The sequence below is a fragment of the Planococcus sp. S3-L1 genome, from assembly GCF_030063085.1.
Taxonomy (GTDB): domain Bacteria; phylum Bacillota; class Bacilli; order Bacillales_A; family Planococcaceae; genus Planococcus; species Planococcus kocurii.
In genome coordinates this window covers 1-15445 of record NZ_JASISN010000023.1, presented here as the reverse complement: position 1 = coordinate 15445, position 15445 = coordinate 1, and the positions used below count along the sequence as shown (strand labels likewise).

The window sequence follows — 15445 nt, the reverse complement described above, 5'->3', positions numbered from 1 at the left end:
TGAAGACTGATGGAAGACAACCGGCCGAATCCAGAAGAAATCTTAGCAAAAATCAAACAACAGCAGATGGACTCAGAAAAAGGAAAGTTAAAAATATTTCTTGGGTATGCGGCAGGTGTTGGTAAGACCTACGCAATGCTAGATGCTGCGCATCATGCAAAAGCGCTTGGAATAGATGTAATAATTGGCTATATTGAGCCACATATCCGACCAGAAACCACAGCTTTACTCAACGGTCTTGAATCCATACCACCAATTAAAATCGACTACAAAGAAAAGACCTTCAAAGAACTCGATATCGATACAATTCTTAAAAGAAAGCCTTCAATTGTAGTGATAGATGAGTTAGCACATAGTAATGTTCCAACGATGCGTCACTTAAAGCGCTTCGGCGATGTAAACGAATTATTAGCACAAGGCATTGATGTTTATACCACCGTTAACATTCAACATATTGAAAGTCTTCACGATTTGGTCGAAGAGATTACTGGAGTCAATGTGCGCGAGCGTATTCCAGATTTCATGATTGACAATGCCTCTCAGATTAAGCTTGTCGATATTGAACCAGATGATCTGATACAGCGATTAATAGAGGGGAAAATTTATAAATCTGAACAAATCAAATACGCAATGGATCACTTTTTTCAAAGAAAAAATCTTGTTGCACTTCGAGAAATTGCACTTCGTCGTACAGCAGATACCGTTTATCGTCGAACGGCTCACGAAGCGGGTTCATTCGGGACCAGCGGGCATATAGAAGAACATATATTAGTCGGTATAAGTAGCTCGTCTACTAATCCTAAAGTGATACGGTCAGCAGCACGACTTGCCCAAGCCCTTCACGGGAACTTCACCGCTATATATGTACAAAAAGATGATAATGATCGGTCTTATCCTTCAGACTCACAACGAATTCAAGAACATAGCAAATTAGTAGAACAGCTTGGCGGGCGCGTTGTCAGTATGCAAGCAGATGATGTCGCTGCGACTATCGCAAACTATGCACGGATGAGTGGTGTAACAAATTTAGTAATAGGGAAGTCGGTAACTAAAAATCGATGGTGGTCTACAAATTTCAAAATAGCTGATCAGATTAGTAAGTACGCGCCTAACTTGGCGATGTTCATTGTCGTAGATGAACATCAAGAACCAAAAGGTTTTCTTCCTGTAAAGCCACAGTTTTCACTTGACTGGAACGACTTATTAAAGATGATAGTAATTTTTATTGCGGTATCAGCAATCGGTTTGCTTTTCTTTACATTTGGCGTAGGTGAATCGAATATTATTACTATTTATATTTTAGGAGTGTTAGTACTCGCCTTGTGGTCAAGTGGGTGGATGGTCAGCATAGTCAGTTCGCTAATTGCCGTATTACTTTTCAATTTTTTATTTACTGAACCCAGATTTTCGTTTGAAGCATATCATCGGGATTACGCAATGACGTTTCCCATCATGTTCATATCTGGTTTTATCACAAGCAGTTTGACACGGAAAGTAAAAAAACAGGCTAGGGAAGCGATACGCAAGTCCTACCGAACGGAAGTATTGTTAGAAACAAGTCGCAAATTAAACTATGCAAAATCGCTAGAAGAGATTATTACAGAAGGAATGTCTCAAGTTGTAAAACTCATCGAACGACCTGTTATTTTTTGTGAAATTGCAAACGAACTCATCACACATTCAGTAGCTTCGTCTTCTGACGTCTTAACAGCTCAGGAAAATAAGGAGCTACTCTCCAAATTCCATAATGCCAACGAGCGTGGTGTAATAACGTGGGTAGCAAATAATAACCAACAAGCAGGTATGACAACTGATACGTTTCCTGAAGCGAGCGCTTATTATGTTCCATTTTTTTCTGGTGAAAGTGTTAAAGGCGTCCTCGGTATTTTACTACCCATTGAAGTGCCACTACCCGCTTTTGAACGTCATATTTTAAATGCTATTCTCAATGATTTTGCGTTTGCACTAGATAAATGGTATTTGCAAAAAGCGACCGAAGAAGTAAAACGAGAAGCAGAACTAGAGCAAATGAGGGCTAATTTATTGCGTGGGATTTCACATGATTTGCGTACGCCTTTAACAAGTATTTCAGGCAACGCAGATATATTATTGACTAGCTCAAACAAAATTACCGATGAACAAAAAAATCAGTTGTATAATGATATTTACAGCAATTCAAAATGGCTCGTGCAGTTAGTTGAAAATTTACTAGCTGTATCTCGATTGGATGAGGGGAAACTCGCGATTGAAATGCAGCCTGAGATTATGCAAGATATTATGCAAGAAGCTCTTTTACATGTAGTTCACAACAAAACCACACACCGTATTTCATGCCAAGTCGAGCCTGCATTAGCAATCGCGATGATGGATGCTAGGCTGCTCATCCAAGTACTAATTAATCTCATTGATAATGCATTAAAGTACACACCTGTAGGCACTGAAATAAGTTTAAAAGCTGAGGAAATTGATGATGATATTCAAATTACTGTTAGTGACACTGGACAAGGTATTGACGACACATTGAAATCCATACTATTTGAACCTTTTACTACAGGAAAAATACATCGAAGTGACAGTGGTAGAGGACTTGGACTTGGATTAGCATTATGTCAGTCAATCCTACACGTACACGGTAGTCAATTGACGGTATTGGACAATCATCCAACAGGTACTATTTTTAGTTTTATGCTAAAAAAAGGAGACATTAATGACGATGAATAAACGAATTCTTGTGGTAGAAGATGATGTTGCAATTGCAAATTTAATTAAAATGACATTAACAGTGAATGGATATGAACATGAAATTGCAACTAATGGTGAGTCTGCACTGCAAAAGGTGCTCTCCATTCAACCAAACCTTATTATTCTAGATCTTGGGCTGCCTGACTTGGATGGAATTGATGTGATTCATAAAGTCCGAAGCTGGTCACAAACACCAATCATTATAGTAAGCGCTCGAGGAGAAGACCATGACAAGATAAATGCGCTTGACGCAGGCGCAGATGATTATGTAACAAAACCGTTTAGCGTTGATGAACTTTTAGCTCGTATTCGTGTGGCTCTTAGAAGAAATACGATTGAACGCAACTATGAGAACGAACAACCGTTGTTCAAAAATGGTGATTTATGTATTGATTACTTAGCAAATACCGTTTTTATCGATGGGCAAGAAATTCACTTAACTCCGATTGAATATAAATTACTGATTGTACTTTCCAAAAATGTAGGAAAAGTGTTGACGCATAACTTTCTATTAAAAGAAGTTTGGAAGCATGTATCTCAATCTGACGTTCCGAGTTTGCGTGTATTTATGGCCACTTTACGAAAAAAAATCGAAGAAAATCCTTCAGATCCAAAATACATTCAGACCCATGTACGTGTTGGTTACAGAATGCTAAAGCTTTAATTTAAAAAGGCTGTCCTATAAGGTCATGAAAAATGACTTCTTGAGTGTAGCTCTTTTTGCCTACTACAGAATAGGCTGATGTCTACTTTAATGGAGTCAAAAAAGATGAACCACCCTTTGCCTTTTCCAACGATCATCTACAGAAGTACGCGAATGCAAATCCGATCCCCAAAAATTAGGCTGCTTGCGCCCATAAAATCCAGGGCGCAAACAGCCTAATGACAGTATTTTATAAGTCTCTCAACTCATTATGGTCGTGTAATTCATGCCAATTTTTTCAAGACATAAAGCACAATTTTAAAGGAAGTTATACTAGCGAACTTTCAACTTAGCTCAGCAGTAAATCGGTTAAACAAGTAGGATCGCCTGCAAATGTAGAAAAGCCAATCTCTCCCTTTTTACCTTCTGCTTCAATTTCAATTGTGTATGTTCGGTCACGAGGCAACCAGAGGTCGATAAACCCGTTTGCCGGCGTTGTCATCACCTCGTCTACATAAACTTCTCCTTGATCATCTATAATCTTTACCGTCATTTCTTTTTCTGCTAGCTCTCCTTGGCATCCCGTCAAACTATGAATTTCACAAGGATGTGTGTATGTCTCATAAGGTGCGATTGAAACAAAAAACTCTTCTCCGGATAACGGATAGACAGCTGTTTCTCCCTCGTCTTCAACCGTTAGTTCTTGATCATCTATCGAAGCTGCACTGACTTTGTCACTCCCACTTAAGTCAGACACTAACTCCTTTACTTCAGCTTGGGTTAGCGATGGTTCCTCCGTACATCCTGCTAGTAACCCTAGTAAAGCCACCATAATCACAAAAAATGGAACTCTCATAGTATCTCTCCTCTCCTCCTTACTATAGCAAAGTTGGTTCTTGCATTATGCGGTAATTCTTACGACTTTATGAACCTAGCTATTTACACAAAAAAGAAGGAACTCCAGCATGACTGAACTGAGCTCCCTCTTTTGCTATGACTTCTCTAGCGTTTCCTTCGACACAACCATACGCCATTACTCAAGACGATAATTCCAACTCATCACTATACGTTAAGAAAGTCGCTTTAGCTTACTGTTCGTGACCTTTGTTTAGCCGTCTCTTTATAAAACCAAACAGGGGAAAGCTATGACAGTCCTTTTTCCTCAAATTGCTTTAAATCATCTTTATGGCCCATCAAGACCAGAATATTTCCTTTGACAATCTCGTCTTCTGGACTCGGGGCAATGTTGACATCTTCAAAACGTTTAATCGCCAGTACCGTGCAATTAAACTTGGCACGAATATCAAGCTGAAACAAGGTTTTTCCTGAAATAGACGGGGGAGCGACCAATTCGATGATGCTATATTCCTCCGAAAGATTAATATAATCAATGATTTTTTCAGAGTTTAAGTGATGTGCCATACGCACTCCCATCTCGTATTCTGGTTGAATCACTCGGTCTGCCCCCACCTTCTCAAGAATTTTTTGATGCTGCAAGTCTCTGGCTTTGACCCAGATAGTTGAAATCCCCATTTCCTTGAGGATTAACGTACATAACACACTAGATTGAAGATTATCTCCAATTGCTACAACGGCGTGTTCAAAATTGCGCACTCCTAATGATGTCAATACATTTTCATCTGTGGCATTTGCTATAACGGCTTGAGTCGTACAATCCGAGACTTCATTGACTTTCTCTTCATCTGTATCAATAGCGAGTATGTCATGTCCTAATCGGTTTAACTCTCGGCACATGCTTGTCCCAAATCTGCCCAGTCCAATAATAACAACTTCTTTTTTCAACTTATTTCCTCATCTCTTAAGTAGGTGATTACTATAGCAACATATTTAAATGGACTTTTTCCCTTAGATTTAACATACATGCGGCCTTTTGGATACTGCTTTTATGCTTGCTGTTCTTTTTTCTTTTTGATACTTATTAATGCACCTACTGCAACGATTCCAAGCAGCACTCCCCAGAAAATAAGTTTCCACTCTGTAGAATGAGCAAAATCATATGGGATAATCCCGAGCTTTTCATGTCCTAGCGTAAGTACGGTCAACTTAACACCTACCCAACCAACAATGATGAAAGCAGTTGTTTCTAACTGCGGATAATCGGCTAAGAGTTTGACGAATTTGTGGGCAGCAAACCGCATTATAACGAGTCCAACTAGTCCGCCTGCCAACATGACCGCGAACTGACCCGAGTTAATGCCGCCAATTTCACTGACACCGAACAACTCCAAATGAGGCAAAGTAATCGCCAATGCAACAGCTGCTAGCATTGAGTCAATCGCAAACGCAATGTCCGCTAGTTCAACTTTCAATACAGTCATCCAAAAACCAGAACCTTTTGTCGCCTCTGGTTCAAGGCTATGATCTTTTCTTTTTCGCTGATCATAAATATGCTTAAACGCGATAAACAGTAAATACGCAGCACCTAATGCTTGAATCTGCCATACGTTTACCAATAGTGTAATCATGAACAAAGCTGCAAATCGGAAAACAAATGCTCCTACTAATCCATAAAACAACGCTTTTTTCTGTTGTTTTTCCGGTAAATGCTTGACCATTACTGCCATTACTACCGCATTATCTGCAGCTAACAACCCTTCCAACGCCACCAACACCAGTAACACCCATACATACTCCAATAAAATCGCTTCCATCTTTCAGCCTCCTCTTATTTTTTGACAACAAAAAAGACCCTTGCCTAATAAAAGGCAAAGGTCTCGCTAAGCAAAATTTTGCTATCACAACCGATGGCTACAAACCATGTATTGACGACTGTGAAATAGGTTTCCCTATAGCTACTCCCCTTTGACGTGATGTCAAAGTCTATTGAGTTGTGATATTAGTATAGCACCTTGAGCCCGTATGTCCAACTAGTAAATGTGTCTAAAAAAATTCTTTTAAAGACTCTATCTGCACGCACTGATAGGAGCAAGCACCAAATAACTAGTGATCGATCAGTAAGCCATCGTATAAGTTCTGTGGCATTTTTTTAGTAAATTAGCAAACAATGAGTGACACTACATTGTAGATTAGATGAAGCAAAAGAATCACTAACCAGAAAGAACTTCACCAAAATCAATAAAATAAACTTGGCTGATGTTGCTATCCTCAAATCTACTAAACATTTTGCTACTTATAATTTCTGATTCACCTCAACTTTTAAATCTGTCATACAGCAGAAAAAAGAAATCCAAAAATTCAGATCACTCTTTTTTATTTCTAGTTATTCATTCTTTATTTCGAAGTGGTTCAAACGCATTGGTCCACGCATTCACTTGATCAAGCAAGGTTGTCACTGATTTTGTGTGAAGATCTGCCGGTTTGAATTCACTCATTTTCACAAAATCCGTAAATAACGACATAGCCGGATGGGTTCTGACCGTTGCGATTTGTAACTCTGCTAAAATAACCCGTAATGCTTCAGCTGCGCGCACGCCTCCTGACGAGCCGTAACTGACAATTCCTGCTGCTTTGTTGTTCCATTCCGGATACAAATAATCGATCGTATTTTTCAAGGCAGACGTTACACCGTGATTGTATTCCGGACAAATAAAGACATAGCCATCGAGTTCCGCAATTTTTTTCGACCACGGAATGGCTTCAGGTGTTTTGTAATCCTGACTATATGCTGCTGAAATAGGCTCTGCGTACATCGGCAACTTGAATTCTGCCAAATCCACTACTTCGTATTCAGCGTCTCCACGCTGATCAGCAATGTCTTTCACCCACTGAGCAACTTGCAAGCTATTACGTCCTGGTCGTGTACTGCCTGTAATAATCCCGATTTTTGTCATGAATGAGTTCCTCCTCAAATTGTGATGCGGTCTTAGCTCTATGAACCTGCACTCCTTGATGTCTCTTCATCATAAGGGAAATGTCTCTCCGTTTCAAATCAAATGACAGAATACTCCTTCAATAGCTAGTAGTGTATAAACTTATATTCAGTTATCCCCATTCCACTAAATTGAAAAATAAAATCTCCTCTCTTTGCCATGACACGATATAACTTAAAGCGATATTTCAAAAAACTATATCTTGTTGTTAGTTAATCCACTAAACTGGAGAAAGATGTTAAATACTTACTTTTAAGTAGCGATCAACTGATAGCAACAATCGACTTGACTGGAGCTGCAAGTGTCAAAAAACTGTTCCAATCATGCATTTTCACAGTACACTACATAGATTTTGATTGAAATAGTGGCTTTCTGTATCGAAGGGAGATCAAGAAAATTGAAAAATTTTTTAGACAAATCAAAACAGACTACTTTACTTTCTACTGAACTTTTTGACTTGATGCAAGATGCGATTTTTTTGGTAGCCGAAGATCACGAAACATTCCGTTATGTTTACGCAAATGCAGCTGCTTTCAAAATTCTCTCACTCCAACAAACAGATATTGGCAAAAACATAGAAGATGTCCTATCTCCCGCGCGAGCTCAAATCCATTTTGAGTACTACCATAAAGTTCATGCTTCACAAAAATCGATCGAAATGATTGAAAGTATTGAAACCGAAAGCGGAGAAATTTTAGGAGAAGTTGTACTCAATCCCATCTTGACAGAAGACGGCTACTGTCACTATATTTTAGCCACCGTAAAAGACATTACAGAACAGAGGAACAAAGACAATATGCTGCAAGAAACGCTTCAATCTTTGGATGCAGAACGACAAAAAGGAATGTCTATTTTTGAAAACAATATTCATGCTGTATTCGAGTTCGACCAGCAAAAGAAAATCGTCAACGTCAATGCTAAAGCTATTGAAATTACCGGCTTTAGTAAAGAAGAATTGCTCGTTCAATCTTTGTTCTCCTTAACTGTCGAAAACCAATTAGTAGCTACACTTTTGAATTTCGAACAGGCTTTAGCAGGAATACCTATTGAATTTGAAATGACTCTTTATACAAAAAAACATGAAGTAGTTGTTTTTCAAGTGAATACGGTTCCTATAGTTATTGAAGAAACGTTAACTGGGGTCTATGCGATTGCCAAGAATGTTACCACACAGAAAAAAACAGAGTGGCTTTTGCAAGAAAGTGAGCAGCGCTATAAATCACTAGTCGCTAACCATCCTTACGGAATTTTTGTTTTTGACGAAAAGGGGCGTTTAAAGAATGCGAATCCTGGAACAGAAAATATTACGGGGTACTCTGTAGAGGAATTGCTCGAGACATCCTTTATAGCCAAGATTATCCCGGATGAACTAGAAAAAATAAGTTATCATTTTCACGAGACAATCACTAACAACAAGTCCGAGCGTTATGAATTTGCTTGCCATCATAAAAACGGGCAGCTCATTTATCTTCAAGCAACAAACATCCCCCTCATCTTACATGGTCAGTTGGTTGGAATTCATAGCGTAGTGACCGACATCACTGAAATTACACAGGCTCAACAAAGCTTAACTAAAACAAAAGAAGAACTTGAAATCTTTTGGAAAAATTCCGCAGTTCCCATCTTTTATATTGATGCACAAGGAGATATCTTAAAAGTAAATCCCGCATTTGAAGAAACATTTGAATTTACAGAAGAAGAAATGATAGCCGGTAAAGGGACTATTATTCCGAAAGGGATGAAGTCAGATCAACATCATATTGTGGAAAGAATTTTAAAAGGAGACACGGTCAAATCGCATGACACACTCCGTGTAACCAAGTCAGGGAAATTACTAAATATCATTTCTTCTTATTCACCTGTGCGTAACGAGAGGAAAGAAGTCGTTGGAGCAACCATCATATACAACAATGTATCCGAACTTAAAAAAATTGAAAAAGAACTTCAAAAAAGCCAAGAGAAATACAGATTGATCACAGAGAATACATTAGATATCATTACGCTAATGGATCTTTCTGGAAAAATTGAATACGTCTCTCCTGCTAGCGAAAAAGTTCTAGGATTTTCTGATCACGTATACATTGGGAACTCCTTTACTCAAAATATCCATTCAGAAGACGTCTTGCATTTATCAGATCGTATTACGGCTCTTCTTAATGGAGGAAAGCCGATTCCATTAGACGTTCGTTACTTGCACCGGGATGGTCATTACATTTGGATGGAAGTTTCTTTTAATCCGGTCTTTTCAAATGGAGAAATGATTCAATTGTTTACACTTGCTAGAGATGTTACAGAGCGCAAAAAACTTCAAAGTGAAATTGCAAAAATGGCTTTTTATGACCATTTATCAGGAATTCCTAATCGACGTAATTTTGATAGCAAATTGGAAAAAGCCTTTCTACAAGTTGATCCATCAAGCAAAAAAATCGCCCTTTTGATGCTTGATGGACGTAAGTTCAAACAAATTAATGACCAATTTGGCCACGATGCGGGAGATGCCGTCATTAAAGAAATGGCTAGGCGCCTACAAGCTTGCGTTCGTCCGTGTGATACGGCTGCGCGTTTAGGTGGAGATGAGATGGCTGTTATTTTGCCTGATATCGACTCTGTAAAAACCGCGATTGATACCGCTAAACGAATTTTAACGTCATATGAAGCTCCATTTCTTTTTAACGGCTATAAAATTACGATGGGCGCAGGCATCGGAATTTCCTTATATCCCGATCACGCTACTAGTGAAAAACAATTGATTAAATGTGCCGATTTAGCTTTGTATGAAGCTAAAAAAATTGATCGCGATGCGTATAAAGTTTATGAATAGGTCTGGCAACTAGTAGGCATCCCTTCGTTAATCCATTAGTAGATGCACCAAATAACATGCAGGCTTTACCAAAAAGATGCTCCACACAAAACAGAGGCAATCCCTGTTTTGTGTGGAGCATCTTTTACTGAGGATGACAGAAAAGACCGCGCCCTCTTCCTAAATCCGCACTTTCACCAAATCACTGTATAATACAAATCAAGGAGGCTGATTTCAATGATTCGAATATTAGCAGTGGATGATGATGTGCATATGTTGAATTTTGTTGCTACCGAACTTCGCCAAACAGGCTATGAAGTCCTAGAAGCAAACTCAGGCGAGCAGGCTTTGCAACTCTTGGAATCCGAAACAGTCGATTTAGCAGTCGTTGACGTAATGATGCCAGGCATCGACGGCTTTGAGCTGACCCGCATACTTCGCGCAGACTATAAGTTGCCCGTAATTTTACTAACAGCTAGACATCATATCGAAGATAAAGAACGCGGATTTTCAGCTGGTTCTGACGATTATTTGGTCAAGCCGTTTGAAGCAAAAGAGCTTTTGTACCGAGTCAAAGCTATTTTGCGACGGTACAACCATCCTGAAAACGACTTACTAACTGTAGGCTCTTTAACTATCGATTTAAAAAGCTATGAAATCAGATCAACTACCGGGATGTTATTTATTCCGTTAAAGGAATTTGACTTACTGGCACTTCTCGCTCTAAAATCTCCTCAAGTTGTAAGCCGAGACCATATCATTGAGTCGGTTTGGGGCATTGATTTTCAAGGGGACGAACAAACAATTAGCGTTCATATTAAACGACTGCGTCAGCGTTTAGAGCGGTTTGCACCTGACGTTCGGATTGTCACGGTCAGAGGCGTGGGCTATAAGCTGGAGGTTGTTGGATGAGTCTTTATGTCAAATTTATTTGGTTTACTTTCGCGACAATGCTCGTTAGTAGCAGCATCGCATTTTTCGGAATGAATGCTTATTATCACAGTCATTTAAAAGAACAAAACAATGATAAAAACATGGCCATTGCGTTGTCTTTTGCAGATTTTTTAGATGGAGAATCTACAGAACGAGCACAAGCCACTTTGACCATGCTTGGCGATGCTGGCTATCAACTTTATGTAACAAACGGTGACTCTGTAGAACGTTTTGGCGGCGACTACCGGGATGAGTCAATTGATCTAGCTAATATTCAACAAGTGCTTGCTGGAGAGTCCTTTAATGGGATTCGTGAGTTCCCTCGCGAAACGTTCGTTACTGGTTTTTTTGCCAATGAATTGAAAAACACAGTGGGTGTTCCAGTTGAATTAGACGGTGAGCCCTATGCACTCTTTATGCGACCTGACATTAAATTACTATTTCAAGAACTTCACTTATTGTTTGGTGGCTTGGCAGTAGGCATTATTTTACTTAGTTTTATCGGCATGTTGATCGTTGCACGCTTGCTAATACAACCGATTACAAAATTGACCGAAGCGACTGAAAAAATGGGAACAGAAACGTTTGATGTGCCGCTCACTATCCATCGCAAAGATGAAATTGGTCGTTTGGCTGATCAATTCTTAACGATGCGTTCGCGAATCGAACAATCCACCTTAAAACGCAAAGAATTTGTCCATAACGTTTCCCACGATATTCAATCGCCGCTCCACACTATCCAAAGTTATCTGGCCTTGCTTCAAAAAGAAGGCCTTCAAAAGAGCGAAAAAGAACATTACACCGCGATTATTCAAGATGAAACAGCACGCTTATCTCTACTCACAAAGCAATTGCTGACTTTAGCATCCTTTGACGCAGAATCTGCAGAGCTATCTGAAAGAGTGCCTGTACACCAGCAACTTCAGCAAACCCTTTCGCACCTGCGCTATGCTTTTGAAGAAAAAGACATTGGCATTTCAGCGCAACTAGAAACAGGGACTGTAAAGGGAAATGCCGTTCTTCTTCAAACCGTCTGGGAAAATCTTTTGACCAATGCCATCAAATACAGTGAACCCGGAAGTTCTATCGATGTCCAGTTACGTATTCACTCTGGACAACTTCTGTTAGCCATTCAAGACGAAGGCATCGGCATGTCCCCAAATGAAGTCGAACACGCCTTTGACCGATTTTATCGTGCAGACCAAGCACGGACTCGCTCATCAAAAGGGTCAGGCTTAGGGCTTGCGATTGTAAAAGAAATTGTAGAGCTTCATAGCGGAACGGTCCTACTATCCAGTGTTCCGGGAGAAGGCACTACCGTACAAGTAACACTCCCTTTGTCCGAATGACCCGTACTTTAAAAAGCCGATTTTCTCTTCTACAGAGAAAATCGGCTTTTTTATCATTGTCACCCTCTGTTCATCTTCCGTTCATCTACGAGCGTTAAACTTAAGTTATTAAAGAAAACGGAGGCGCTATCATGAATATCGCATGGAAAGAAATTAAAAAAAATAAAGTACGGTTCGCAATTTTAGGTTCAATTGTTTTTCTCGTTAGCCTTTTAACATTTATTATTTCAGGACTAGCAAATGGGCTTTCACAAGATAATGCAGCACTTATTAAAGATTTACCAGAAGGCCAGTTTTACATGGCTGAAGATGCGGAAGGCACCAATAATTTATCGCGTATCGATGTAGAGATTCAAGATGAAATGCTAACAGAAACCAAAGATGCCGTTGCTTTATCCATTCAAATGGGCTTTTTGAATGATGAAGAAGACAAACAACGCAGTGTTGCGTTTGTTACTTCTACAGAGTCCCCACTGTTTGAAGATGTGAAAAAAGGCGAAATCGTACTCGATCGCTCATTAGAAGAAGCGGGCTTACAAGTGGGCGACACACTAACAAATGACCAATTCAGCGGCGAATTTGTTATAAAAGATTTCGTCGATCAGCAAAAATACAGCCATGCCCCTGTTGCTTTTATTAACATGGACAATTATAAAGAAATGTACCGCACCACTGAAATGCAAATGCTATTTGTTCCTGAAAGTGACATGTACCCGACCATTGCTGGCATGCAATCTTTTACGAACAAAGAGTTTCTTTCGGCTATGCCAAGCTATAGTGCCGAACAACTATCACTTAACATGATTGTTTGGTTTTTAGTAGTCATTAGCGCTTTATTGTTCGCTATTTTCTTCTATATGATGAATGTACAGAAAATAGGCTTGTATGGCATATTGAAAGCCATTGGTGTGAAAACCAGTACCTTGTTTAAAATGATGTGGATGCAGATGTTCTTTATTACAGGAATTGCGTTGGTCTTTTCAATTACACTGAGCCAACTTTTCAACCAATTTGCACCGGCTGGCATGCCATTTAGCTTAACAGCTACCGTAACAATTCAGCTATCGATTGTATTCTTAATCATCGGGTTTATTGGAGCTACGTTATCAGGCATTCAAATTAAAAAAGTCGAACCGCTACAAGCGATTCAACAAGGAGAGGTTTAAAATGACCATTTTCACAGCTCAAGAAGTGAGAAAGACATTTACCAACGGCGAAATAGCGGAAGAAATCTTGAAAGGCATTGATCTTTCACTTCACGAAGGCGAAATTACCGCACTTGTTGGGGCTTCTGGTTCCGGCAAGAGTACGCTACTAACCATTGCTGCAGGACTACAACCAGCGACGGGTGGTCAAATTATTTTTGACGGTAAAAATTTGACTGCGATGAATCCAGGACAAATCCGAGAAATTCGGGCAAGTGAGTTTGGCTTTATCTTTCAATCCGCACATTTGGTCCCTTTTCTGACAGCGCAAGAACAATTGCTATTGATGCTTGAAGTGTCAGGATCCAAATTAACCAAACAGCAGCAAAAAAAAGAAGTGCGCGAACTTCTAGAACAAATTGGAATGAGTCACAGAAAAGATGCGTATCCGGCATCCATGTCAGGCGGAGAAAAACAGCGTGTGGCGATTGCGCGTGCCATTATCCACAAACCTAAAATGCTGTTTGCCGATGAACCAACGGCGAGCTTAGATTCAAAGCGCTCGAAAGAAATCATGGAGCTCATCCAAAATTTGACCAAAACTTTGGGTATCACTACGCTATTAGTTACACATGACGAAGACATGCTGTCATATGCTGACCATATTGTTACGATGAAAGATGGTTTGGTTGAGTAGTTGGTCGTCATTCCATTAGGCAATTGCACAAAAAGAGAGGCAGCTTTATTGGAAGCTCCTCTCTTTTTCTGTTAGCTATCATGTTATTTTTTCTTCATAAGTCGATACCCAACAAATCCAATGACCAGAACGGCTAACACTAGCAAAATGGTGACCAGTGAATTGCCTTTATCTTCTGAAGAGTTGTCTACAGTTTGAACGGCTTGTTCTTCTGCCACTGATGTTTCTTTTTCGACAGCTGGTTCTTCTTCTGCCGTTTCAGTTGCTGGCTCTTCTACCACTGGTTCTTCAGCTATCGCCTCAACGTTCAACTCAAACGACACAATTCCTTCTATTGGATGGCCATCTACACCGATGATTTTCCAGTTAATCGTATACGGAGCGTTCGGTAGCTCTTCTGTTATCGTCCCTGTCATAACTTCATCTGACAGTAAAATTTCATCAAACTCGTAAGTAGTGCCTTCGCTTTCTAGTGTCATTGTGCTTCCTTGTTCAACGACAGTTCCGAAAGTCAGCATCACTTCTTCTAACGATTCGACCACCACTGACCCTTCTGCAGGTGATGATGAAGACAGCGTTGTGTGTGCTTGGCCAACTAATGGCATTGAGAAGAGCGTTAATACGAGTAGTAGGATAATTTTTTTCATCTTTAGTCGCTCCATTTCCTGGTTTTTAAAAATTCAAAACCGTTAATTCTTTATCGCTTCTTTCCTTAAAATTCACTTGGTCCCTTTGATCATCTTGCGAAACAATGATGTAACGAAAGGGACGGAAAGAAATAGCAACCCAACTATTTTACCATGAAAAGGTTTTTCTGCCGAAATTGATACGACCTTCTCCTCAAACACCGTAGTCAAAATTCTTTTTTTCATTTGGGCTGAAAACACGCCATCATTCATGAGGGAAGGGAGTTCACTTATGAACTGCATAAGTTCCTGACACTCCTGACAAACCTCTAGATGCTTTTCAACCTTTTCTTCCCACTTTCTTTCAAACGGCAAAGACCTATTGATGCAATCTACAACAAGGTCACATCCCATCTCCATAATCGAATACCTCCTCTTGTATTCAGTGCAAGGTTTAATGTAATAGCTTTCCAAATAAACACAACTTCCTTAAGCGAATGCGATAAAAAAAAGCTAGCCAGTTAGGCTAGCTTTTTCCGTTTAAACTAACGCTTATTGCTTGCGTGTACGAACCGCCACTACGGTCGTCAATGCCGCTAACATTAAGCCGGCCAGTACCCACATGAACGGGAATGATCCGGTATCAGACATACCACCCA

13 protein-coding genes are annotated in these 15445 nt (G+C 39.7%); 7 read left to right on the top strand and 6 right to left on the bottom strand.

Going from position 1 to position 15445, the window contains the following annotated elements; all coding sequences use genetic code 11:
• Nucleotides 1-9: 9 nt before the first annotated feature.
• Both QMF37_RS15795 and QMF37_RS15790 read left to right on the top strand, forming a co-directional pair.
• Entirely contained in the window at nt 10-2721 is a 2712-nt protein-coding gene (locus QMF37_RS15795) for a sensor histidine kinase (protein WP_078080761.1), read from the top strand.
• Nucleotides 2714-3406: a response regulator transcription factor gene (locus tag QMF37_RS15790; RefSeq protein ID WP_071152962.1), complete on the top strand. Its 693-nt coding sequence runs from the start codon at nt 2714-2716 to the stop codon at nt 3404-3406. Before QMF37_RS15795 ends, QMF37_RS15790 begins: the two co-directional genes overlap by 8 nt.
• A gap of 328 nt (nt 3407-3734) precedes the next feature.
• Here QMF37_RS15790 and QMF37_RS15785 read toward each other — a convergent pair whose 3' ends face one another.
• From QMF37_RS15785 to QMF37_RS15770, 4 genes are all read right to left on the bottom strand, one after another.
• Complete coding sequence (locus QMF37_RS15785) at nt 3735-4241, bottom strand: CueP family metal-binding protein (RefSeq protein ID WP_283478836.1); 507 nt, start codon at nt 4239-4241, stop codon at nt 3735-3737.
• A 287-nt stretch (nt 4242-4528) separates the two neighbouring features.
• Complete coding sequence (locus QMF37_RS15780) at nt 4529-5188, bottom strand: potassium channel family protein (protein WP_071152758.1); 660 nt, start codon at nt 5186-5188, stop codon at nt 4529-4531.
• 101 nt (nt 5189-5289) lie between these two features.
• On the bottom strand, nt 5290-6057 hold the full coding sequence (locus tag QMF37_RS15775) for a TerC family protein (protein WP_071152759.1): 768 nt from the start codon (nt 6055-6057) through the stop codon (nt 5290-5292).
• Between the two features lie 573 nt (nt 6058-6630).
• Nucleotides 6631-7197, bottom strand: coding sequence for an NADPH-dependent FMN reductase (locus QMF37_RS15770; RefSeq protein WP_283478834.1), 567 nt, complete (start codon nt 7195-7197; stop codon nt 6631-6633).
• Nucleotides 7198-7633: 436 nt separating this feature from the next.
• Between QMF37_RS15770 and QMF37_RS15765 the strand changes: the two genes are divergently transcribed.
• The 5 genes from QMF37_RS15765 to QMF37_RS15745 all read left to right on the top strand — a co-directional run bounded on the left by QMF37_RS15765 (nt 7634) and on the right by QMF37_RS15745 (nt 14160).
• Nucleotides 7634-10057, top strand: coding sequence for a PAS domain S-box protein (locus QMF37_RS15765; RefSeq protein WP_245830218.1), 2424 nt, complete (start codon nt 7634-7636; stop codon nt 10055-10057).
• A 216-nt stretch (nt 10058-10273) separates the two neighbouring features.
• Nucleotides 10274-10948, top strand: coding sequence for a response regulator transcription factor (locus QMF37_RS15760; protein ID WP_078080762.1), 675 nt, complete (start codon nt 10274-10276; stop codon nt 10946-10948).
• Nucleotides 10945-12318, top strand: a complete 1374-nt coding sequence (locus QMF37_RS15755; RefSeq protein ID WP_078080763.1) for a sensor histidine kinase — start codon at nt 10945-10947, stop codon at nt 12316-12318. Before QMF37_RS15760 ends, QMF37_RS15755 begins: the two co-directional genes overlap by 4 nt.
• Nucleotides 12319-12449: 131 nt before the next feature.
• The gene (locus QMF37_RS15750; protein ID WP_078080764.1) at nt 12450-13484 is read left to right on the top strand and encodes an ABC transporter permease; all 1035 of its coding nucleotides are present in this window, start codon (nt 12450-12452) and stop codon (nt 13482-13484) included.
• A 1-nt stretch (nt 13485) separates the two neighbouring features.
• Nucleotides 13486-14160: an ABC transporter ATP-binding protein gene (locus QMF37_RS15745; RefSeq protein WP_071152762.1), complete on the top strand. Its 675-nt coding sequence runs from the start codon at nt 13486-13488 to the stop codon at nt 14158-14160.
• 83 nt (nt 14161-14243) lie between these two features.
• Here the strand turns inward: QMF37_RS15745 and QMF37_RS15740 are convergent, their stop codons facing one another.
• Nucleotides 14244-14807, bottom strand: coding sequence for a copper resistance CopC family protein (locus tag QMF37_RS15740; RefSeq protein WP_283478833.1), 564 nt, complete (start codon nt 14805-14807; stop codon nt 14244-14246).
• 72 nt (nt 14808-14879) lie between these two features.
• The gene (locus QMF37_RS15735) at nt 14880-15206 is read right to left on the bottom strand and encodes a hypothetical protein (protein ID WP_078080765.1); all 327 of its coding nucleotides are present in this window, start codon (nt 15204-15206) and stop codon (nt 14880-14882) included.
• Nucleotides 15207-15445: the final 239 nt, after the last annotated feature.

What these genes read in the sequence shown, in the direction of transcription:
- QMF37_RS15795 (WP_078080761.1), top strand. Translation starts at nt 10, where the DNA reads ATGGAAGACAACCGGCCGAATCCAGAAGAAATCTTAGCAAAAATCAAA.
- QMF37_RS15790 (WP_071152962.1), top strand. Translation starts at nt 2,714, where the DNA reads ATGAATAAACGAATTCTTGTGGTAGAAGATGATGTTGCAATTGCAAAT.
- QMF37_RS15785 (WP_283478836.1), bottom strand. Translation starts at nt 4,241, where the DNA reads ATGAGAGTTCCATTTTTTGTGATTATGGTGGCTTTACTAGGGTTACTA.
- QMF37_RS15775 (WP_071152759.1), bottom strand. Translation starts at nt 6,057, where the DNA reads ATGGAAGCGATTTTATTGGAGTATGTATGGGTGTTACTGGTGTTGGTG.
- QMF37_RS15770 (WP_283478834.1), bottom strand. Translation starts at nt 7,197, where the DNA reads ATGACAAAAATCGGGATTATTACAGGCAGTACACGACCAGGACGTAAT.
- QMF37_RS15760 (WP_078080762.1), top strand. Translation starts at nt 10,274, where the DNA reads ATGATTCGAATATTAGCAGTGGATGATGATGTGCATATGTTGAATTTT.
- QMF37_RS15755 (WP_078080763.1), top strand. Translation starts at nt 10,945, where the DNA reads ATGAGTCTTTATGTCAAATTTATTTGGTTTACTTTCGCGACAATGCTC.
- QMF37_RS15750 (WP_078080764.1), top strand. Translation starts at nt 12,450, where the DNA reads ATGAATATCGCATGGAAAGAAATTAAAAAAAATAAAGTACGGTTCGCA.
- QMF37_RS15745 (WP_071152762.1), top strand. Translation starts at nt 13,486, where the DNA reads ATGACCATTTTCACAGCTCAAGAAGTGAGAAAGACATTTACCAACGGC.
- QMF37_RS15740 (WP_283478833.1), bottom strand. Translation starts at nt 14,807, where the DNA reads ATGAAAAAAATTATCCTACTACTCGTATTAACGCTCTTCTCAATGCCA.
- QMF37_RS15735 (WP_078080765.1), bottom strand. Translation starts at nt 15,206, where the DNA reads ATGGAGATGGGATGTGACCTTGTTGTAGATTGCATCAATAGGTCTTTG.